The organism is Phytohabitans houttuyneae, assembly GCF_011764425.1.
GTDB lineage: Bacteria > Actinomycetota > Actinomycetes > Mycobacteriales > Micromonosporaceae > Phytohabitans > Phytohabitans houttuyneae.
Genome location: NZ_BLPF01000004.1, coordinates 1,093,777 through 1,115,353, shown reverse-complemented (window position 1 = coordinate 1,115,353; position 21,577 = coordinate 1,093,777). Strand labels below are relative to the sequence as shown.

18 protein-coding genes are annotated in these 21,577 nt (G+C 71.7%); 5 read left to right on the top strand and 13 right to left on the bottom strand.

Going from position 1 to position 21,577, the window contains the following annotated elements; translation table 11 throughout:
• The first annotated feature begins 253 nt into the window (after positions 1–253).
• From lipA to Phou_RS47175, 4 genes are all read left to right on the top strand, one after another.
• Entirely contained in the window at positions 254–1,213 is a 960-nt protein-coding gene (lipA, locus tag Phou_RS47190; protein WP_173070824.1) for a lipoyl synthase, read from the top strand.
• A gap of 83 nt (positions 1,214–1,296) precedes the next feature.
• Positions 1,297–2,361, top strand: a complete 1,065-nt coding sequence (locus Phou_RS47185; RefSeq protein WP_173070822.1) for a cobalamin-independent methionine synthase II family protein — start codon at positions 1,297–1,299, stop codon at positions 2,359–2,361.
• An 893-nt stretch (positions 2,362–3,254) separates the two neighbouring features.
• A complete protein-coding gene (locus Phou_RS47180) occupies positions 3,255–3,578 on the top strand; it encodes a hypothetical protein (RefSeq protein ID WP_173070820.1) in 324 nt (107 codons plus the stop codon).
• A gap of 93 nt (positions 3,579–3,671) precedes the next feature.
• Positions 3,672–5,186, top strand: a complete 1,515-nt coding sequence (locus Phou_RS47175; RefSeq protein ID WP_173070818.1) for a peroxidase family protein — start codon at positions 3,672–3,674, stop codon at positions 5,184–5,186.
• A gap of 5 nt (positions 5,187–5,191) precedes the next feature.
• Here the strand turns inward: Phou_RS47175 and Phou_RS47170 are convergent, their stop codons facing one another.
• Complete coding sequence (locus Phou_RS47170) at positions 5,192–8,059, bottom strand: helix-turn-helix transcriptional regulator (RefSeq protein ID WP_246274716.1); 2,868 nt, start codon at positions 8,057–8,059, stop codon at positions 5,192–5,194.
• Between the two features lie 105 nt (positions 8,060–8,164).
• Positions 8,165–8,356 carry a hypothetical protein gene (locus Phou_RS47165; protein ID WP_173070814.1) on the bottom strand — a complete coding sequence of 64 codons (192 nt, stop codon included), beginning with the start codon at positions 8,354–8,356 and terminating at the stop codon, positions 8,165–8,167.
• 143 nt (positions 8,357–8,499) lie between these two features.
• On the opposite strand from Phou_RS47165, the gene Phou_RS47160 reads away from it, so the two are divergent.
• Entirely contained in the window at positions 8,500–9,189 is a 690-nt protein-coding gene (locus tag Phou_RS47160; RefSeq protein ID WP_173070812.1) for a DUF4191 domain-containing protein, read from the top strand.
• 280 nt (positions 9,190–9,469) lie between these two features.
• On the opposite strand, the gene Phou_RS47155 is transcribed toward Phou_RS47160, so the two are convergent.
• The 11 genes from Phou_RS47155 to Phou_RS47110 all read right to left on the bottom strand — a co-directional run bounded on the left by Phou_RS47155 (position 9,470) and on the right by Phou_RS47110 (position 21,576).
• Positions 9,470–11,275 carry a sialidase family protein gene (locus Phou_RS47155; protein WP_173070810.1) on the bottom strand — a complete coding sequence of 602 codons (1,806 nt, stop codon included), beginning with the start codon at positions 11,273–11,275 and terminating at the stop codon, positions 9,470–9,472.
• On the bottom strand, positions 11,275–12,207 hold the full coding sequence (locus Phou_RS47150; RefSeq protein WP_173070808.1) for a dihydrodipicolinate synthase family protein: 933 nt from the start codon (positions 12,205–12,207) through the stop codon (positions 11,275–11,277). The genes Phou_RS47155 and Phou_RS47150 overlap by 1 nt, the downstream gene beginning before the upstream one ends.
• Complete coding sequence (locus Phou_RS47145; protein WP_173070806.1) at positions 12,204–13,211, bottom strand: oligopeptide/dipeptide ABC transporter ATP-binding protein; 1,008 nt, start codon at positions 13,209–13,211, stop codon at positions 12,204–12,206. The genes Phou_RS47150 and Phou_RS47145 overlap by 4 nt, the downstream gene beginning before the upstream one ends.
• Entirely contained in the window at positions 13,208–15,103 is a 1,896-nt protein-coding gene (locus Phou_RS47140; protein ID WP_173070804.1) for a dipeptide/oligopeptide/nickel ABC transporter permease/ATP-binding protein, read from the bottom strand. Before Phou_RS47140 ends, Phou_RS47145 begins: the two co-directional genes overlap by 4 nt.
• Positions 15,100–16,059, bottom strand: a complete 960-nt coding sequence (locus Phou_RS47135; protein WP_173070802.1) for an ABC transporter permease — start codon at positions 16,057–16,059, stop codon at positions 15,100–15,102. Before Phou_RS47135 ends, Phou_RS47140 begins: the two co-directional genes overlap by 4 nt.
• A 4-nt stretch (positions 16,060–16,063) precedes the next feature.
• Positions 16,064–17,035: an ABC transporter substrate-binding protein gene (locus tag Phou_RS54830; protein WP_218579659.1), complete on the bottom strand. Its 972-nt coding sequence runs from the start codon at positions 17,033–17,035 to the stop codon at positions 16,064–16,066.
• On the bottom strand, positions 17,032–17,682 hold the full coding sequence (locus Phou_RS54825; protein ID WP_218579617.1) for an ABC transporter substrate-binding protein: 651 nt from the start codon (positions 17,680–17,682) through the stop codon (positions 17,032–17,034). Before Phou_RS54825 ends, Phou_RS54830 begins: the two co-directional genes overlap by 4 nt.
• Before the next feature lie 118 nt (positions 17,683–17,800).
• A complete protein-coding gene (menC, locus tag Phou_RS47125) occupies positions 17,801–18,907 on the bottom strand; it encodes an o-succinylbenzoate synthase (protein ID WP_173070800.1) in 1,107 nt (368 codons plus the stop codon).
• Positions 18,908–18,968: 61 nt separating this feature from the next.
• A complete protein-coding gene (locus Phou_RS47120; protein ID WP_173070798.1) occupies positions 18,969–19,799 on the bottom strand; it encodes a GNAT family N-acetyltransferase in 831 nt (276 codons plus the stop codon).
• Positions 19,800–19,894: 95 nt separating this feature from the next.
• Entirely contained in the window at positions 19,895–20,446 is a 552-nt protein-coding gene (locus Phou_RS47115) for a CHRD domain-containing protein (RefSeq protein ID WP_173070796.1), read from the bottom strand.
• Positions 20,447–20,544: 98 nt separating this feature from the next.
• The gene (locus Phou_RS47110; RefSeq protein ID WP_173070794.1) at positions 20,545–21,576 is read right to left on the bottom strand and encodes a family 2 encapsulin nanocompartment cargo protein polyprenyl transferase; all 1,032 of its coding nucleotides are present in this window, start codon (positions 21,574–21,576) and stop codon (positions 20,545–20,547) included.
• Position 21,577 lies beyond the last annotated feature (1 nt).

Sequence of the window (21,577 nt, the reverse complement as noted above, 5' to 3'; positions counted from 1 at the left end):
CGATGGGGCGCGGGCGAGTCGGGAACTCGCGGTGCCACCGCGCCTTCGCCCCCGGGAGGGGCCTCATTCGTCAGCGACTCGGGAGTGTCTTCGCACCCCGGCGCCGGGCCACCGTCACAGCCGCTGGTGGCTCTCTCGGCCGGCGGAATCGGGGCGGTACTTGGTTCCGTCGTCGTCGCTGCGGCCACGCTAGCAGGACAAACCGGTGGTAGGCATCACATTAAGGGAGGGTGAGGCTCGTCGCCTAATGTTCATGCGCGACCACAGCGAGCGTAGGCTCAGATCTGTGACCATCGCTCCAGAGGGACGGCGCCTGCTGCGCATCGAGGCGCGCAACGCCGAGACGCCGATCGAGCGCAAGCCGCCGTGGATCAAGGTCAAGGCCAAGATGGGCCCGGAGTACACCGAGCTTCGTGGCCTGGTTCAGCGTGAAGGCTTGCACACCGTCTGTCAGGAGGCCGGCTGCCCCAACATCTACGAGTGTTGGGAAGACCGCGAGGCCACCTTCCTCATCGGCGGCGATCAGTGCACCCGGCGGTGCGACTTCTGCCAGATCGACACGGGCAAGCCGGCTGAGTTCGACGCCGACGAGCCGCGCCGCGTCGGCGAGTCGGTCGCCACGATGGGCCTGCGCTACGCGACGGTCACCGGCGTGGCGCGCGACGACCTTCCGGACGGCGGCGCCTGGCTCTACGCGGAGACGGTCCGCCAGATCCACAAGCTCCAGCCCGGCTGCGGCGTCGAGCTGCTGATCCCCGACTTCAACGGCGACCCCGTCCAGCTCGGCGAGGTCTTCGACGCCCGGCCCGAGGTGCTCGCGCACAACGTCGAGACGGTGCCGCGCATCTTCAAGCGGATCCGCCCGGCCTTCCGCTACGAGCGTTCGCTCGACGTGCTCACCCGCGCCCGCGCCGACGGCCTGGTGACGAAGTCCAACCTGATCCTCGGCCTCGGCGAGGAGCGCCACGAGATCTCCCAGGCCCTGCGCGACCTCCACGCCGCCGGTTGCGAGCTGGTGACCATCACGCAGTACCTGCGGCCCACGCCCCGCCACCACCCGGTGGAGCGGTGGGTCAAGCCGGAGGAGTTCGTGGAGCTGAAGGAGGAGGCCGAGCAGATCGGCTTCGCCGGCGTCATGAGCGGTCCGCTGGTCCGCTCCTCGTACCGCGCCGGTCGCCTCTACCAGCAGGCACTGGACGCCCGCGCCGCCTGAGCCGCGTCCGGCGGTAACCGTCAGGAGTGAATCGCGGACGGAATGCATTGATCGATTCCCATCCGTCCCCTAGATTCGCGGCCATGAGCCTCCCGACGGAACCCATCGGAAGCATCCCTCGATCCCCCGCCCTCCTCGCCGGCATCGCCGACCACGCGGCCGGCCGCATCGACAAAAGCTCGCTGGACGGCCTGTACGACGAGGCGCTGCGCGACACCATCGGGACACTGGAGTCCCTCGGCTCCCCGGTTGTCACGGATGGCGAGCAGACCAAGCCGTCCTTCGTGACCTACCCCCTCGCCGGGCTCGACAACCTGGCACCGGACGGCGCCGTCATCCCCTTCGCCGACGGACACACCCGCCAGCTGCCCAGGCTGGCCGCGGGCCCCTTCCGCTACGCGGCACACTGCGGCGACTACCTGCGGGCCGCGCGCAGGCACGCCACGGTGCCGGTGAAGCAGGCGGTCATCGCGCCGTCGGCACTGAGCCTGCTCTACCCGCAGGACGGCATCGCCGGCTACAGCCGGGACGAGTTCCTCGACGACCTCGTCGACGAGGCGGAGGCCGACATCCGCGGCGCGCTCGACGCGGGCGCCCACACCGTCCAGCTCGACTTCACCGAGGGGCGGCTCTCCATCAAGCTCGACCCGTCCGGCGGCGTGCTGGAGTCCTTCGTCGCGCTCAACAACCGGGTGCTCGACCGCTTCACCGAGGTCGAACGCGCCCGCATCGGCGTACACACCTGCCCCGGCGGCGACCAGGACTCCACGCACAGCCTCGACGTGGACTACACCGCCCTGCTGCCCCACCTGTTCGCCATCCACGCGGGCGTCTTCTACGTGCAGCTCGCCAGCGAGCCCGACCCCGACCGGGTGCTCGCCGCCATCGCCACCCACCTGCGGCCGGACCAGCGCGTCTTCGTCGGCGTGACCGACCCGATCGACCCTGTCGTGGAGTCGCCGGCGCTGGTGCGCGACCGCGTGCTCCGGGCCGCCGAGCACCTTCCGCCGGACCGGCTGGGCACCTGCGACGACTGCGGGTTCGCCCCGTTCGGCGACGACACCTCCACGTCCCGGGACGTCGCCTTCGCCAAGGTGCGCGCGCGGATCGAAGGCACCGCGCTGGCCAGCGAGGCCCTCGGGACCTAAAGGATCTAATCCAATGGATTTGGGCTACCGCGATGTCCGCGGTGGTCCAGACCGTTGCTCCCGCGGCCTCACCCTCCGCTGTCGCCCAGCTCACCCCAAGAGCCTGCTCCGCAGATCTAGGGGAAGTTTGTGCTCTCGACTTTCGGAGTTTTCGTCGTCTGGAGTGCTTTCGCGGTCAGGGTGAGCCTTGATGTGAGCTGCCGCTGTGCCCCCGGTTGCCGCCTCACCCTCCGCGGTCGCCCAGCTCAACCCAGGAGCCCGCTCCCGCAGATCTTGGCAAGTTAGCGTCGAAATGGCGCGCAAACTCACCAAGATTCCAAGCTCACACCGCCTGCACCTGATCGACAGTCACACACCGCGACGACGGCGCCGAACTGTGGACGGACTGGGGCACTCCCGCCTCGAAAGATCTGCAGAAGCACGGGCGGGAGACAGGACAGGGGCAGCAAACGACCACGATCTGCTCTGTGGAGGCCTTGTTGACACCGATCAAGGAACCAGTGTGGTCCAGACCGTTGTTTATCCCCGCGTTTCCCAGATCGGCATCGGCACGGCGACACCCCGCTCGGTTGTGGACGGATTCGCCCACCTCGACCCCAAAAGCTCTCCAGATCTGGAAGCAGGCAAAGCATCCAGACTGCGGCCTTAATCGGTGCGGGTTGGCTGGGGTCGGAGTGCGGACGGACCGGCTGCGCAGGATCAAGGACTCGGGTGGCGCATCGCCCTGAAAACAGATCGTCCAGCCCGCGCGCGACCAACGCCGAACCGACCATCCGGCCAAACACAGCGCCCAGGTCGAGAGCCCGTCGCGGCCACCCCTTGGAGTAGGCCCTGTTTCAAGAAACGACCCGTCGCGAAGCGAGAATGAGGGCACCGCGGCCGGGAGGTAGGCGATGGAGAAGTGGGAGTACGCGGCCCTGTACCTGGTGAAGCTCAAGAAGGAGGTGCGTGAGTCGCGCATCTTCCGGGAGGACAAGGTGACCGTCGAGCACTCGCTCGTCGCGGTCATCGTCCCGGTCAACACCGACACCATCCGCACGCCGGTGCCGTCGGACATCGCAGCCTTCAACTGGGCCGGGCAGCAGGGCTGGCGGGTGAGCCTCGCGCACGTGGACGCGAACATCTCCGTGCCCGACGTGGTGCCCCAGGCGGCGCGTGCGGACGGCGAGGCGGTGGCGTGCCGCCGGTACTACCTGGAGCGCAGCGTCGCGAGCTGACAGCTATCGCAAGTTTTCGGATAAGAAACTTTCCTAAAAAATGCCCTTGGGGGTGGGCTCCCGCAGGCTTGAACTGTTCCACGATCTGCAGCCATGGGCAGCACACTCTCTCGACGCACGTTCATCTCAGGCGTCGGCGCGACCGCGGCGGGCGCGGTTGCCGGTGGGGCCACACTCGCCGAGCAGCCCGCCGCCGCGGCCACGCCGGCTGACCGGTTCGGGCGGATGTTCCCGGGCCTACCTCCCTTCGTCGCCGCCGACAGCCGTAGCCGGACGGCGCTCACCGACATCGGCCGGCCGGGCGGTCTGCTGGACGCCCGCGACCCGTTGAACGAGGGGCCGATCCGGCTCATCACCAATCCGGAGCTGAGCCCGCGCAACCGCGACAACCCGTTCCACACCGCGGGTACGACGTTCTTCGGGCAGTTCCTCGACCACGACATGACCTTCGACACGACGTCCCGACTGGCGGTACCGACGCCTCCCGAGTCCACGACGAACACCCGCACGCCGGCGCTCGACCTCGACTCCGTGTACGGCGGGGGCCCGGTGGTGAGCCCGGCACTCTACGAGTCGGACCGGATCAAGCTGCGGATCGAGTCGGGCGGCAGGTTCGAGGACGTGCCGCGCGCGTCTAACGGCACCGCGATCATCTCCGACCCCCGCAACGACGAGAACGTCATCATCTCCGGCCTGCAGGCGGCGTTCATCCTTGCCCACAACCGGGCGGTCGACCTCCTGCGCGGCCAGGGCGTGCCGTCCAACAACCTCTTCGAGCGGGCCCGCCAACTGATCACGTGGCACTACCAGTGGATCATCGTGAACGAGTTTCTGCCGCAGGTCTCCGGCCACGGCATCACGCAGGACATCCTCGCCCACGGGCGGCGGTTCTACCGCCCGGAGCCGGGACCGGCGTTCATCCCGGTGGAGTTCCAGGGCGCCGCGTACCGCTTCGGCCACAGCATGGTCCGCCCCTCTTACCGGGTGAACCTGGCCGGCAACGCGGACGGCAGCCCGTTCTTCGGCTTCATCTTCGACCCGGCCGGCGAGGGCCAGGCCGACCCCGTCGACCTGCGCGGAGGGCGGCGGGCGCGGCGCCGGTTCATCGGCTGGCAGACGTTCTTCAACTTCGGCGACGGGCAGGTGCGGCCGAACAAGCGCATCGACCGGAACATTTCGACCCCGCTGTTCAACCTTCCGTTGGGCGCGATCGCGAGCGGTGAGCCGCCGACCTCGCTCCCGCAGCGCAACCTCCTGCGCCACCTCACCTGGAGCCTTCCGTCGGGCCAGCGGGTTGCGAACGCCATGGGTTGGGGCGCGCTGACGCTCAACGAACTGGCCCCGTACGGCATGGAGAACAACAGTCCACTGTGGTACTACGTGCTCGCCGAGGCCGAGCTGATAGGCGACGGGATCGTGCTCGGCCCGGCGGGCGCCCGGATCGTCGGCGAGGTGTTCATCGGGCTGCTCCAGCTCGACCCGCGCTCGTACCTGCGGGCGGCCGGAGCGGGCTGGCGGCCCACGCTGCCGGCGCAGCGCGCGGGGACCTTCGGCATGACGGACCTGCTGCGCTGGGCGCGGGTGGATCCGGCGAGCCGCGGTCAGTAACCGCGCTACTCCAGCAGCCCCAGCCGGTGGGCGACCGCAGCCGCCTCCACCCGGTTGGCCACGGCGAGCTTGGCAATGATGCGGGAGACGTGGACGCTGGCCGTCTTCGGCGAGATGTAGAGCTGCTCGGCGATCCGCCGGTTGCTCAACCCCTCGGCGACAAGGCGCAGCACCTCCTGCTCCCGCACCGTCAACAGCTCGGGCTCGTCGAGCGCAGAGCGGCTGGACACCCGCAGCCCGACGCGCCGGGCGAGGGTGTCCAGCTCCTCGCGTAGCGGGGCGGCGCGGAGGTCCTCGGCGATGCAGCAGGCCTCCTCGACCGCCTCGCCGACGAGCCCGCGGTCGCCCGCCGCCGCGGCGGCCTCGGCGAGGCTGAGCAGGGCGCGCGCCAGCGGGTACGGCTGGCCGTCGGCCCGCCAGGCCGCCACCGCCTCCTGCCAGGCGGGCAGCGCGTCGGGCCCGGTGGCGAAGGTGGCGCGGAGCTGCGCGGCACTGGCCCGCTGGGCCGGATGCTCCGCGGTGAGCCCCACAGTCGCCGCGCGGATCCGCTCGGCCAGCTCCTCGTCAGCGCCCAGGACGGCGGCCTTGGCGGCCGAGGCAAGCAGCGGCCACAGGTAGCGCGGGAACTCCTCGATGCGCGGCAGTGCGGTCGCGATCGTCGCCGCCTCGACGGCGCCGGCGAGGTCGCCGCGCTGGAGGGCGGACTCGATCCGCAGCTGGTGCAGCGGCATCGCGAGCTGGTGCTCCAGGTAGGGCCGGCCGAGGAAGCTCAACGCCCGCGTCACGAGCTCGTCGGCGCCCGGGTGGGCGCGGGCCAGCCGCAGCTGGGCGCGGATCTGCAGCCAGTGCAGGCCGAGCGTGCCGGGCGGGTCGATCCGCGCGGTCTCGGCGCAGAGCGCGTCGGCCTCGTCCCACCGGCCCAGCGCGAAGAGCGCCTCGGCGTGGTTGGACAGCAGGAACGCGCCGGTCGAGCGGCTGATCCCGACTCGTTTCGCCTCGACCGTGCCGTCGGCGGCGTTGCGGGCCGACTCCGTGTACTGCCCGATCTCGAACAGCGCGTCGGAGAGGTTGACCAGTGCGTGGACGAGCTGCGGCACGTCGCCGGTGCGGCGGGCCAGCTCCTCGGCCTTGCGCAGCTGGACAAGCCCGGCCTCGGCGGAGATCTCGTTGGTGCACACCCGGCCGAAGGCGAGTGTCGCCGCCACCTGGGCGGCCGGCTCGCCGAGCACATCGGCATCGGCCATCGCCTCGCGGGCGATGCGCGCGCCCTCGTCGATGCCGACCTTGCCGAGGTGGGTGGCGACGTTGGCGAGGATCTTGACGCGCTCGGGCGTATTGGGCACGTCGCGGGCCAGCTCGTACGCACTGCGCAGCTCGGTGGCGCCGTCGCTCTTGCCCAGCACCCGCATCAGGCGGCCGCGACGCTCCAGCATGCGGGCGGCGCGCAGCGGCTCGGCGTCCCGGTCGATCTCGGCGAGCGCGGCGCGGGTGAGGCTCATCGCGCGCATGTAGTCACCCGCGGTGGAAGCCGCGAGCAGCGTCTCCTCCAGCAGCGCGAGGTGGTCCATGCCGAGCCGGTCGGCGGCGTCGGGCACCTGCTCCCACAGCTCCAGCACGCGCTCGAGCAGCCGGCTCTTCTCCGCGTACGCGTACCGCTTGCCGGCCGCCGTCGCCGCGGCCAAGGCGGAGGTCAGCGCGCGGGGGTGGTCGTGCGCCGCATACCAGTGGTGGGCGATCTCGGCCGGCGCGCGGTCGGCGCCGACGAGCTGGGGCCGGCCCTCGATGGCCGCCGCATACCGCGCGTGCAGCCGCGCCCGCTCGCCGGGCAGCGCGTCCTCGTGGACGGCCTCGCGGACCAGCGCGTGGCGAAACTCATATCCCCCGTCGGCGCCGGCGACCAGCAGCTGGGCGGCGACCGCGGTGCGGAGCGCGTCTTCGAGCTGGTGGTCGGGCACCTCGGCGACCTGGACGAGCAGGTCGTGGCCGATCCTGTTGCCACCGGCGGCGGCCAGCCGGAGCACCCGCTGCGCCGCGTCGGGCAGCCGGTCGATGCGGGCCAGCAGCAGATCGCGGAGGGTGTCGGGCAGGTCGCGGCAGCCGTCGGGGTCGCTGGAGACCGCCAGCTCCTCCACGAAGAACGGGTTGCCCTGGGACCGGTTGTAGACGTTGTCGACAAGGGCCGGGCGAGGCTCGGCGCCGAGTAGGTCGGCCAGGATCTCCATCGTGCCGTCGCGGTCGAGGCGGTCGAGGTCGATGCGCTCGACGCCCCTGGCCCGGTCCAGCTCGGCGAGGAAGGACCGCAGCGGGTGGCCCCGGTGCAGCTCGTCGGAGCGGAACGTGCAGATCATCAGGGCCTGCGCGGTGCGGGCCGACCGGATCAGAAAGCCGATGAGGTCGCGGGTGGACCGGTCGGCCCAGTGCAGGTCCTCGATGATGAGGACCAGCGGCCGCTCCCGGACCAGCCGCCCGAAGAGGCCGGCGACCAGCTCGAAAAGGTATCCCCGGTTGGCGTCGACAAGGCCCTCGGGCCCGGCCGGGCCGAGCTCCGGCAGCAGCCGGGCGAACTCGTGCTCGTGCCCGTCGAACGCGGCCGGCCCGTCCCGCCGGAGCAGGTCGCGCAGCGCCGCCACGAAAGGCGCGAAGGGCAGGCCCTCCTCGCCCAGCTCGAGGCACTGGCCGGTGAGCACGCGGACGCCCTCGTCGAGAGCGTGCCGCCGGAACTCCTCGACGAGGCGGGTCTTGCCGACCCCCGCTTCGCCGCCGAGCAGCACCGTCGTGGACTCGTCGCCGCGGGCACGCTTGAGCGCGTCGCGCAGCGCCGCGAGATCGGCGTCGCGACCCACGAGGACGGAACTTGTGGCTCGGGCGGTCACGAGATCGAGCATGCCACGCCCTTCCGACATCTCTGAGTGATTAAGCGTGCGGCCGAACTGCTGGGGCCGGCCCGCCCCCGTGACGGGCCGGGCCCCGGTGTGGGTTCAAGGCAGCGCGGGCGCCCGCGTGGCGGCTCCGTGGTGGCGCCGGCCGGAGCGGGACCACCAGTGCGGCCGCTCGGGACCGCCGCCGCGCACGACGGCGCGAGCCAGGCGCACCCGGTCGGCCTCGGCGTGCAGCTCGGCGGAACGGTGACGGTGGAGGGTCAGCGTGGAGTGTGGGTCAAGGATCGTCATGACAATTACTGTCCGCGCGAAGGCGGCGTGCCCGCATTGGTGCGATGCCTGATGTTGCAGGCAGGCGGGGTACTTACGCGGCGCCGCGAGGGCGGCCCAGGGCCGTAAGGTACTTACCTCGCGCAGCCCTTAGACTCCTGGGCATGGCAAAGCCCGAGGAGAAGGTCACGTTCGGCCAGCGGCTGAAGCAGATCGGGATGGTTTTCTCGTTCACCGCCAAACGCGACAAGTGGTTCGCACCGCTCGTCGCCGCCGCGGTGCTCATCCCGCTCGCGCTCACCGTGGTGGCGGTGATCACCTGGGGCTGGCTGTGGCTGCCCGTGGGCATCCTGCTCACCCTGCTCGCCGTGCTCATCGTGCTCAACCTGCGCTCCAACGCGGCGATGATGACCGCCGCCGAGGGCCAGCCGGGCGCCGCCGCGCAGCTGGTGGAAAACATGCGCGGCGACTGGCGGGTGACCACCGCGGTGAGCTCCACCACGCAGATGGACATGGTGCACCTGGTGCTCGGCCGCCCGGGCGTGATCCTGCTCGCGGAGGGCAACCCGCAGCGGGTGCGCAGCCTCCTCGGCCAGGAGAAGCGCCGCCTCGCGAAGGTGATCGGCAACGCCCCGATGTACGACTACATCGTCGGCACCGGCGAGGACGAGCTGTCGATCCGCAAGCTGCGGACCACGCTCATGCGCCTGCCGCGCAACCTCACCGGCAAGGACGTCAACGCGCTCGACAAGCGCCTGACCGCCCTCTCCGCCCGGCCCAACCTGCCCAAGGGCGCCATCCCCAAGAACATGCGGCCCTCGAAGGGCGCGTTCCGCCAGATGCGCGGCCGCTAACCGGCACCACCCTTCAAGCATTTCGATGCCCCGGTCCGCATCACCTGCGGACCGCGTGCTCCCGCGGGCACCGCTGCGGTCGGCGGCTCGCAAGGGCTCGCCGAACCCCCGACCTCCGCTGCCGGGTCCGTGGGCCAAGCCCCAAAGCACCGCCGCGCCAGGTCCGCGGGAGCGTGCCCTTTGGGGTGAGCTGTCGGGACGCGGAGGGTGAGGCCGCGGGAGCAACGGTCCGGACCACCACGGACATCGCGGTAGCCCAAACCCCTTGGAACTTGATCCTCTAGTGGAAGGGCAGGCGGAGGCCGAGCTGGCCGCCGATGGGGGCGTTCCACTCGCGGACCAGGCGCAGTTCGGTGCCGGACAGGGCCCGGCGGTAGACGCGGACCTCGTCCACCGTGCCGCGCAGGCGGTCCGCGCCGTCGACCCGCTGTCCGATGTGGATGCCCTGCACGCCGAACTCCTTGCCCGCGGTGACCGAGCCGGGCGGGGCCGCCGCGGACGCCACCTCGACGCCGTCGACCAGCAGGGCGAGCCGCCCGTCGCCGCGGCGCAGCGCCACGTGGTGCCAGGCGCCGTCGTTGTAGGCCGCCGTCGAGGCGACGCTGACCGTGAAGCGGTCGACCGCCATCAAGGCCCGGATCCGCTTGCTGGCCGGCTCCGCGCGCAGCCAGACCTGCGGGGTGGTCCCGCTGCCCATCCGGTACGCCCAGAGGATCGCTCCCTGCTTGGCGGTCTCCGTGTACCGGAGCCAGGCGGTGAGCGTGAAGTCGCCGGCGCCGAGGTCGATCGAGGCGTCGAACGGCACCTCGACCCGGTCGTCCACGCCGTCCAGCGCCAGCCCGCCACCGAACCGCCCCTCGCCGGGGCTCGCCTCTCCGCGCACGTATGCCGGGTTGCGGGCGGGCGAGGCGTCCGGGGTCGTGGGGCCGGGCGCGGGCGGGCCGGGGATACCGGGCGGTGTGCCGTTCGGCGTGTCAAGGTACGCCTCGTTGAACCGTGCCCACCGGATGCTCTCGTACGGCGTCGACGCCCCCGCCTCGTACATCAGCGCCGCCTCGTCACCGTCGAGCCGCACCATGTCCGAGTACGCGCTCGGGCCCCACGAGAAGACCTTGCCCTGCTGCCACGCCTCCCACGTGCGGCCTTCGTCGTACGACGAGCGGATCGACGCCACCTCGCGGGCGGCCGGGTGCGCGGGCGCGGAGAAGAGGATCCGCCCGGAGTCGAAGCGCAGCAGCGACCCCTGCACGTCCGGCATCGCCAGCGCCGGCAGTGTCCGGAAGGGGCCCTCCCACGTGTGGCCGCTGTCGCCGCTGGTCGCGTACGCGCGGCTGCCCGGGTCGGTGCCCCGCTCGCGGGCCAGCGCGTAGATCCGCCCGTCGCGCAGCTCGACGACCGTCACCTCCTGCGCGATGACCCGCCCGTCGTCGCGGGACGTCTCCGCGCCGATGTGCCAGGTCTCGCCGCCGTCGTCGCTGTAGAGCAGGTGCGTGCCGTACACGTGCGGGCCGACCCGATCCCAGCTCTCGAAGCTGGCGCCGACCACGAGCCGCCCGGCGTGCGGGCCGCGCTCCAGCTGGATGCCGTGCATCGGCCCGGTGGCGTACCAGTGGTTCCACTCGGGTCGTTTCGCGTCGGTGAGCTCGCGGGGCGCCGTCCAGGTGGCTCCGCTGTCGTCGCTCACCTGCACGTACGGGTCGCGGTCACAGCCGTCCGTGCACGGTGCCGGTCCATTGTGGGTGGTGATCACGACGACCCGCCCGGTGCGCCGGTCGACGATCGGCACCGGGTTGCCGTGCGTGCTCCCGCTCCCCTCGGAGACCACCTGCAGCGGTCCCCAGGTACGCCCACCGTCGGTGGAGCGGCGCAGCACGAGGTCGATGTCGCCGTCGTCGCCGCAGTCCGCGACGCGCCCCTCGGCGAAGGCGAGGACGGTGCCGTCGTTCGCCCGTACGGCGGCGGGGATGCGGAAGCAGGCGTACCCGAAGTCGCCCTGCCGGTAGATGACCTGCTCGTCCACGAACGGCTCGGGCGCCGGCGAGACCACGGATCCGGCCAGGAGGAGGAGTGCCGCGAGCGCCTTCATCAGACCAGCCCCGCCGCGGCCAGGTACTTGCCGACCCGGCCGATCTCGTCGTCGTCGAGCGGTATCTGCGGCGGCGCGGTCGTCGGATGGTCGATGACGCCGCGCAGGAAGAGCGCGGCCTTGAAGGCGCCGAGTGCGGACGAGCTGATGCCCATGCGCGTGCCTCCCACCGTGATGAGCGCGAAGAGGTGCAGCAGCCGCTCCTGCTCCGCCCGCGCCGCGTCCCACTCGCCGGCCCACGCCGAGCGCAGCAGCCGTACGTAGCCGTGCGGGTCCACATTGCCCAGTCCGGGTACGACGCCGTTCGCGCCCATCCACAGCGCTGAGTCGACGGTCAGCTCCGAGCCGGTCAGCACGCTGAACCCGCTGATGTCCTCGCGGTCCCGCCGGCCGAGGATCACCGACCGCAGCCCGCCCTCGTCGCCGCTGGAGTCCTTGACGCCGGCCAGCACACCCTCGGCGGCCAGGTCCAGCACCAGGTCGGTGGCGAGCTTGCTGTGCACGGACACGGGCAGGTCGTACGCGTACAGCGGCCGCCCCGCCGCCTCCGCGATCGCCCGGAAGTGAGCGCGTATCTCAGCCGGGTGCGTCCGCGCGTAGAAGGGCGCGGTGGCGACGATCCCGTCCACGCCGGCGTCGACGGCCGCCCGCACGTGGTCGAGCACCCGCAGCGTGGTCATGTCGATGACGCCGGCGAGCACCGGCACGCGGCCGGCGACGTGGCCGACGACGGTCTCCAGCACGACCCGCCGGTGCCGGTCCGGCAGGAACGCCGCCTCCGACGAGGACCCGAGCAGGAAGAGCGCGTCCACGCCCCCGTCGAGCAGGTGGTCGACGAGCCGGGTCAGTGAGCCGGTGTCCACCTCGTACCGCGGGGTGAGCGGGGTGCACACCGGTGGGATGACGCCGGTGAGGGCCTGTGCCGTGGTCATGAACGCTCCTGTGCTTGGCTGATCAGCTCGCGGTCGGTGGCGCCGGCCGGTACCGGGTGGAAGCAGCGAACGAGGTGCCCCGAGGTGCGCTCCACCGGCGGCATGTCCGCCGCGCAGTCGTCGGCGGCGCGCCAGCAGCGGGTGCGGAAGGGGCAGCCGCTCGGCGGCCGGGTGGCCGACGGCACGGGGCCGGCGAGCGGGATCGGGTCGATCGGGTGCAGCAGGCCGGGCGTCGCCGAGAAGAGCGCCCGCGTGTACGGGTGGCGCGCCCCGTGCGGCAACGCACCCGCCGGGGTCTGCTCGACGATCCGGCCGAGGTACATCGTGACCACCCGGTCGCTCATCCGCCGCACGGTCTGTATGTCGTGCGAGACGAAGACGAGCGCGAGCCCCAGCCGTTCCTTGAGGTCGAGCAGCAGGTTGAGGATCTGCGCGCGCACGGAGACGTCGAGTGCGCTGGTCGGCTCGTCCGCGATCAGCAGGTCCGGGTCGAGGGCGAGCGCCCGCGCGATGGCGACCCGCTGCCGCTGCCCGCCGGAGAGCTGGCCGGGCAGCACGTCCGCGGCGCTGGCCGGGAGACCCACCTGGGCGAGCAGCTCGCGTACCCGCTCCTCGCGCTGGCGCGGCGTGCCCCGGCCGTGCACGTCCAGCGGGTCGCGCAGCACCTGGCGTACCGGCAGGCGCCGGTTGAGCGCCGTCGACGGGTCCTGGAAGACCATGCCGACGCCCGCCCCGATCAGGCGGCGACGGCGGAAGTCGGGCATGCTGCCCAGGTCGTTCCCCTTGAAGGTGACCCGCCCCGACGTCGGGCGCTGCAGGCCAACGAGCACCTTGGCCAGCGTGGTCTTGCCGCAGCCGGACTCCCCCACGATTCCCACGGTCTCGCCGGCCGCGACGGTGAGGTCGGCGCCGGTGAGCGCGTACACGCGGTCGCGGTGGAACAGCCCGCCCGAGCGGGCCTTGTGCACGACGTGCACATCGGACAGTTCAAGCAGGACGCTCATGAGACACCCGCCAGGACGGTCGCCGGATGGTGGCAGGCGACCTCGTGGCCGGCCTCCCCGGCGAGCGGCGGTGCCTCCGCCCGGCACACGTCGGTCGCCATCGGGCAGCGGTCGGCGAAGCGGCAGCCGGCCGGAAAGTCGGCCGGTGACGGCACCACGCCCCGGATCTGGGTGAGCCGCGGCGCCGCCGCCTCCAGCGAGAGCACCGAGCCGAGCAGGCCACGGGTGTAGTGGTGCGCGGGCGCGCCGACGAGCGTGGCGGTGACGCCGGTCTCGACGATCTGGCCGCCGTACATCACGGCGACCCGGTCGGTCACGTCGGCGACCAGCGCGAGGTCGTGGGAGACGAGGATCAGCGCGAACCCGAGCTCGGCACGCAGGCGCAGCAGCAGCTGGATCACCTGTGCCTGCACGGTCACGTCGAGCGCGGTGGTCGGCTCGTCCGCGACGATCAGCTTGGGGTCGCGGGACAGCGCCATCGCGATCAGCACCCGCTGCCGCTGGCCGCCGGAGAGCTCGTGCGGGTACGACGACAGCGTGCGCCCCGGGTCGAGCCCCACCATCTCCAGCAGCTCGGTGGCGCTGCGCTTGCCGCCGCGGCGGATGAGCTGCTTGAGCTGGGCGCGGATGGTCATCGCCGGGTTCAACGAGGAGAGCGCGTCCTGGTAGACCATCGCCATCTCGTGGCCGAGCAGCTTGCGGCGTGCGCGGCGGGGCGTGGTGAGCAGGTCCCGGCCGTCGAAGTCGATCCGCCCGTGCACCCGCGCGCCGCGCGGCTCCAGCCCCATCACCGTCAGCGCGGTCAGCGACTTGCCGCAGCCGGACTCGCCGACCAGCCCGAGCACCTCGCCCGGCCGGACCTCGAAGGAGATGCCGTCGACGATGTCCCGGTCGTCGTGCCGTCCCGGGAAGCGGATCGCCAGGTCGCGTACGGACAGGACCGGTTCGCCGCCGGGCAGCGGCCGGGCCCGCTCGGCCAGCCGCCGCGCCGCCTCGGCGAGCCCGGGCAGCGGCACCACCTCGCCGGAACCGGGGCGGGCCGCCTCGATGGCGTCACCCTCCTTTGTGGACCTCGGTACGCGCCGGGCGGTGGGCGCGGCCCAGGCGTCCGACACGCCCTCGGAGAGGATGTTGAGCGACAGCACCGTGACGAGGATCAGCAGGCCCGGGAAGACCGTGGCCCACCAGCCGCCGAGCAGCACCATGTTCTTGCCGTCGGCGATGACGCTGCCCCACGACGGGTCGGGCGGCCGCACTCCGGCGCCGATGAACGACAGCGACGCCTCGAAGACGATCGCGTCCGCCACCATCACCGTGCAGAAGACCAGCACCGGCGCGGCGCAGTTGATGGCCACGTGCTTGACCAGGATGTGCCAGCTGCGGGCGCCGATGGTCCGCTCGGCGGCGACATAGTCCTCGCCGTACTGGGCGAGGACGTTCGCGCGGACCACCCGGGCCACCGACGGCATGTAGAGGAAGGCGATGGCGCAGACCAGCACCGGCACGCTGCCGCCGAAGACGGCCACCAGCACAGCGGCGAGCGCGATGCCGGGAAACGCCATCACGACGTCGAGGCCGCGCATGAGCGCCTCGTCGATCCACGCCTTCGGCGCGGCGGCCGCGGTGGCGCCGGCGATCGAGCCGACGATCAGGGCGAGGAGCGTGGCACCGAGGCCAATGATGAGCGACCAGCGCGCGCCGTGCATCAGGCGGCTGAGCACGTCGCGGTTGGCGCTGTCCAGGCCCATCCAGTGCTCGGCCGACGGGCCGCCGCTCGCGCTGGCCTGGTCGAGCGGCGAGTGCGGGGCGAGCCAGGGCGCGAGCAGCGCCACGACCGCGATGGTGAGGATGACGCCGAGCGCCACCCACGAGGGTACGGAGAGCCGCCTCATGTCGAGCTCCGCAGGCGGGGGTTGACCAGCAGGTACAGGATGTCGACGACGAGGTTGACCACGACGAAGCCGGTGGCGATCGTGAGCACGACGCCCTGTACGACGGCCGGGTCGCCGTTGGTGACGCCGTCGATCATGAGCTTGCCCATGCCCGGGAGCGCGAAGATCGTCTCGATCACCACGGCACCGCCGAGCAGGTAGCCGACCCGCAGGCCGAGCACGGTCAACGGGTTGATCAGGGCGTTACGCAGCACGTTGCGGCCGACCACGACGATCGGCGGCAGGCCGCTGCCGATGGCCGTGCGCACGTAGTCCTTGTCCAGTTCCTCGACCATCGACGTGCGGACGATGCGGGTGAGCTGGGCCGCGACCGGCAGCGACAGCGCCAGCGCGGGCAGCGCCATGGAGCGCAGCCACCCGCTGAACGAGTCGGCCGGATTGATGTACCCGCCGGTCGGAAACCACCCCCGGTCCACGGCCAGCCACTGGATCATCAGCAGTGCCAGCCAGAACGACGGTGCCGCCACCCCACCCAGCGAGACCACCCGGATGAGCTGGTCCGGCCACCGATCTCGGAAGATCGCCGCGGTGACGCCCAGCAGCAGCGAGGTCACCACGGCGATCCCCAGCCCGAGGAAGGTCAGCTGCATCGTCAGCGGCAGCGCGGTGAGCACCGAGTCGAGCACCGGCGCCCTGGTCAGCACGCTCGTACCCATGTCTCCCTGTAGCAGGTCGCCGACGAACCGGACGTACCGCACCGGCAGCGGGTCGGTCAGCCCGTTCTCCTCGCGAAACTGCTGGATCTGCTCCTGCGTCGGGTTCGTGCCCTGGAAGTACGCGTACTCGGGCTTGTTGCTCGAAAACCGCATGACGATGAAGACGAACAGGATCACGCCCAGCAGCAGCGGGACGAGGATGAGGACGCGGCGGGCCAGCATCCGGGCGATGACGGCCACGAGGTCAGACCCGCTTGGACTGGAGCAGGTTGATACCCGGGTACCCCTGCGGTCGCACACCGGACAGCTTCTTGCCGTCCCAGGCCGTCATCAGCTCGGTGTGCACGACCGGGTAGAGCACCGCCTGCTCGGCGATCACGTTCAGGTACTGGTGGGTGAGGGCCAGCTTCTTGGCCTGGTCCGGCTCCTCGGTCGCCCTGTCCATCTTGGCGAAGAGGTCCTTCGCGGCCGGGCTGGCGTCCCACTTGGTGTACTTCATCCACACGCCGCCGGGCGTGTAGTTGTACCGCAGGATGAGGTCGGCGTCGATGCCGAACTGGTTGGGGTTCGAGGCGGCCGCCACGACCTGGTAGTCCTGCGACTGGTCCATCTTGGTGAAGAGCGCGCTGGTGTCCTGCGGCTGGAGCGTGGTGCGCACGCCGATCGCGTTCCACGAGTTGGCGATCGTGGGGAGGCAGTCGGCGATCCAGCTGACGTTGACCGCCATCAGCGTGACGGACAGCCCGGTGACGCCCGCCGCGGCGAGCAGCGACTTGGCCTTGTCCGGGTCGTACGCGTACACGGTGCCGGCCCGGGTGTACGACGGGTTCTGCTCGTTGAGGAAGCTCGTCGACGCCGTGCCGTGCCCCTTGAGCGCGACGTCGATCATCGTCTTGGTGTCGATCGCGTAGAGCAGCGCCTGCCGCACGCGCACGTCGTCGAAGGGCTTGTTGCCGGTGTTGAACATCAGGAACATGTGGTTCATCCCGGTCGCGCCCTCGACGGTCAGCCCGCCGCTCTTGAGCTGGTCGATGTTGGCGTAGGGGATGTTGTCCGAGATCTGCGCCTCGGCGTGGCCGCCGGAGATCTTCGCCACCCGGGCCGACGCGTCCACAATGGACAGCCAGTTCATCTTCTTGTACGCGGCCCGGCGCGGCCCGTTGTAGTCGGCGAACGCCTCGAACGTGGTGTTGGACTTCGGGTTGTGCGCGGTCATCTTGAACGGCCCGGAGCCGACCGCCTTGCCACCCTTGGCCGCGTCCCAGCCGCCGGCCGCCCGAAGACGTGCTTTGGCATGATCTTGGCGATGGAGAGCCGCTTGAGCGCGTCGGGGAACGGAAACTTGAAGACCAGCTCCACGCTCGTGTCGTCGACCTTGCGCACCTCCTGGAGCCAGGAGCGGAAGAAGTTGCCCACCAGCGGCTTCGCCTCGGGATCGAGCACCCGCTGAAACGTGAAGAGCACGTCGTCGACGGTCACCGGCTGGCCGTCGTGCCACTTGGCGCCCTGCCGGAGCGTGAACTTCCAGGTGGTGGCCGCGGGGTCGGCCGGCAGCGCGGTGGCCAGCGCCGGGTAGGGCTCGCGGGTCACCGGGTCGGTCTCGACAAGCGCCTCGTAGATGTGGTTGATCGCGGCCATCGAAAACGCGGACGCGGTCTGGGTGGGGTCCCAGCTCTGGTCGTTGCCGTACCCGATCACGGCGGTGACCAGGTCCTTGTCGCCGTCGCCACCGACCGAGCCGGTGGAGGCGGGTCCGCTCTCGCAGGCCGACACGGTCGCCGTGACGGTGGCGGCGGCGCCGAGGATGGCGCTGTAGCGCAGCAGGTCTCGGCGGCTTATGGTCCGGTATGTCGAGGTACCCACGGTGCCTCCTTCACGCCCATTCATGGGACGTCCTATGTCCTACGTCTTGGAGGAGGCTAGGCGTCGATCGATCACCGGGTCAAGGGGATGTTGCGAGCAGGTTTCGTGGAGGGGTCGATCAGAGCTTGAGCCACTCCGCCGCGGTCGTGCAGTCCCGCAGTGCGTCCTCGTCCGGCTCCACGCCCAGGCCGGGGCCGGTGGGCACGCGCACGTGCCCCTCCTCCAGCACGAAGGGTGCCGTGATGTCCCGCGCGAAGTACCGGTCGGAGGCGGACGTGTCGCCGGGCAGCGTGAAGTTGGGCAGCGCGGCGAGCGCGACGTTGGCCGCGCGGCCGAGGCCGGTCTCCAGCATGCCGCCGCACCACACCGGCACGCCGTGCGCGTCGCACACGTCGTGCACCCGGCGGGCCTCCAGGTAGCCACCGACGCGGCCGGGCTTGACGTTGACGATCGCCGCGGCGCCGAGCGCGATCGCGTCCGCCGCGGCGCGGGCCGAGGTGATCGACTCGTCCAGGCAGACGGGGGTACCGATCTGGCGGGCGAGCGCGGCGTGCCCACGCACGTCGTCTTCGGGCAGCGGCTGCTCGATCAGCAGCAGGTCGAAGGGGTCGAGCCGGGCCAGGTGCCGGGCGTCCGCCAGCGTGTACGCGGTGTTGGCGTCGACCTGGAGCAGCACTTCGTCGCCGAAGCGCTCGCGGACCGCGCGCACCGGCTCGACGTCCCAGCCGGGCTCGATCTTCAGCTTGATCCGCAGGTAGCCCTGCCCGAGGTAGCCGTCGACGGCGTCCAGCAGCGCGGGGATCGAGTCCATGATCCCGACGGAGACGCCGGCCGGCACCCGCTCGCGCACCGCGCCGAGGTAGCCGCCGAACGAGATCCCGGCCGCCCGCAGCTGGGCGTCGAGCAGCGCGGTCTGTACCGCCGCCTTGGCCATCGGGTGGCCCTTGATCCCGGCGAACACCGGCTCCACCGCGACCGGGTCGGCGCTCGGCAGCCCGGCGGCGGCCGGCGCGAGGAAGCGGCGGACCACCTCGGCGGCACCGTCCACGAACTCGCTGGAGTAGCGCGGCTCGGACATCGCCACGCACTCGCCCCAGCCCTCCGCCGCGTCGGTCACCGCGCGGACCAGCAGCACGTCGCGCGCGAACTCGGTGCCGAACGAGGTGCGGAACGGCGCGACCAGCGGCATCGCCACCCGCCGCAGCTCGATCCCGGTGAGCTTCATGCCGTGCCTTCCTTCGCGCGCGCGGGCGGCGCCGTGGTGGCCGGCGCCGTATCGGGCCCGATCACGCGTCTTCCAGCACGTACCAGCCGTCACGCGTCACGCCCGCCACGCTATAGCCGCGCTCCATCGCCACGGTCACCGCCTCGCGCAGCGCGTACCGCCAACGGCCGGCGAGCGACGGGTCGGCTCCGCGCAGCGCCTCGACGTCGGACGGCGCGGCCACCAGCAGCCGGCGGCCACCCGCCTCGGCGACCGGCGCCGGCCCGCCCTCCTCGTCGCGCCCGAGCACCACGATCCCGCCGGCCGGGTCGACCTCCTGGCACTCGCCGCTGGCCGCGGCGGTCGCGCTGGGCGAGGTGAGGTCCCAGCGCACGTACATGCGGTCGCTCGGGCCGCCGGCGTTGGTGCCCACGTCCATCGGCCCGTAGAAGTCCGGCAGGTACGCCGTGGCGCGGGCGCCGAGCTTGCACAGGTTGAAGTACGCGTTGCGGCGCACCAGCGGGTCGTACGTCCAGCAGACCGTCGTAAAGCCCCGGTCGAGCGCCCACGCCCGCTGGTGCAGCTTCATCGCGTACCCGACGCCGGAGCCCTGCCGCCCCGGCTCCACGCCCGCGATGTGCGAGTGCAGGTGGTCGGCGCCGATGAAGCCCACAGCGGCGCCGAGCAGCTGGCCGCCCCGGTACGCGCCGACGACGTAGTTGCCGGAGTGGGAGAAGGCACGCATGAGGCCCGCGTTGACCAACTGGTCGGGTGAGTCGGCGTCCCAGACGCGCTGTAAGAGCTCCGCGGCCGCCCGCTGGTCGTCCACCTCGGACAGCTCCAGGACCTGTACCCCGAGGCGGTCGGCGGCTCCGTTGGCCGCCACTCGCGCCTCATCGACCAGCGTGCTCATCGCTCTACGGTACGGGTTGGTGCCGGGATGTGATCAGGGCGTCCCCCGAAGTCGCGCCGGCGACCGGATGAACGCCCTGTTCACGAACGGTGCGGTCAGTGGTGGTCGTGCCCCAGCTGGGCGCGGATCTCCCCGGCGGGGTAGAGGCTGCTGTGCACGTTCACGTAGGTGGCGCCGGCGCGGATCGCGGCGACGAGTTCACTGAACTGCCCGGCCGTGATCCCCTGGCCCACCGGACCGATCACGTCGGCCGCCCGGATGGTGCCGGTGACAGTCGCCGGTGCGGCGGGGCAGGCCTGGGTACCGGCCGGCCCGTTACCGAGGTTCGTGCAGAGGAATACGCTGATACCGCCACTTTGCGCTTTCCCCCCAAGGTGGATGTGTGCCTGCGTGATGTTGCCTTCCAGGGCCGTGTAGCTGAGCCGGTACGCGATCTCACCGGTCCTGTCGTTGATCTGGGCGCGGAACTGTCCCGAGCCTGTCGTCGACAGCACGAGCGGATCCTCCTGGTACCCGGAAAGCCGTTCCTGGAAGGCGTTGCCGCCTCGTGGGCCGTCTCCGCCCGCGGTCGCGGCGCTGCCGCCGGCCGTGGTGACGACGAGGGTGACGATCGCGACGGCGAGCAGCCGCGCACTCTTGACGTTCATGTTGCCTCCGTCCATAGACAACGTGCCCTAATGCAAGGGCACGCGCCCCGAGGACGTGCAGTTCACGCGCGTGCGCATCCTGCGAAACCGCCGATTAGCTAGCGATCCCGGCGCGTCACCAGCCCCGCCAGGCCGGCCAGCTCGGCGGCGGGCGCGGCGACGGGGTGTGCCGACCGCAGGTGGTGCAGCGCCTGGCCGAGCAGATCGTCGGCCTGTGCCTGGCTCCAGTCCCGCCCACCGGCCTGGTCGACAAGCTCGGCGGCCCGCACCAGGTCGGCGCCGGACGGCTCTCCACTGTAGAGCGCGGCGAGCTCCCGCCCGGCCGGTGTGCCCGAGGTCAGCGCGGCCACCACGGGCAGTGACTTCTTGCGCTGCCGGAGGTCGGCGTGCACGGGCTTTCCGGTCACCGACGGGTCACCCCAGATGCCGAGCAGGTCGTCGACGAACTGGAACGCGAGCCCCAGCCGCTCGCCGAACTCCCGGAACCGGCCGACCCGCTCCCATGTCGCACCGCCGAACGTCGCGCCGAGCGCGCACGCGCAGCCGAGCAGCGCGCCGGTCTTGCCCCGCGCCATGCCCAGGCACTCACGCAGCTCGACCTCCGAGCGGGCCTCGAACGCCAGGTCGGCGCTCTGCCCGTCGAGCAGGTCCTGCACCGCGCCGTGCAGCAGCCGGCCGGCCTCGTGGGTGGCCGGGTGACCGCTCGCGGCAAGCACGTCGAACGCGAGCGCGAGCAGCGCGTCGCCGGCCAGGATCGCCGGGCCGACCCCGTACACGGTCCAGGCGGTGTCCCGGTGCCGGCGGGTGCGGTCGCCGTCCATCACGTCGTCGTGCAGCAGCGAGAAGTTGTGCACCAGCTCGACCGCCACCGCCGCGGGCAGCGCGGTGGTCGGGTCAGCGCCGACGGCCTCGGCGCTGAGCAGCACCAGCGCCGGCCGGATCGCCTTGCCGCCGGCCGCGCCGACCGCCTGCCCGTCCCGGTCCCACCAGCCGAAGTGGTAGCCGGCTATCTGGCGCAGGGCGCCCGGGAGCGTGTCCACGGCCGCGCGCAGGGCGGGGTCGACGCAGGTACGGCTCCAGGCGAGGACCTCGGGCGCGGACCGGCCGCTGGCCGTCTCCGTCTCGGACACG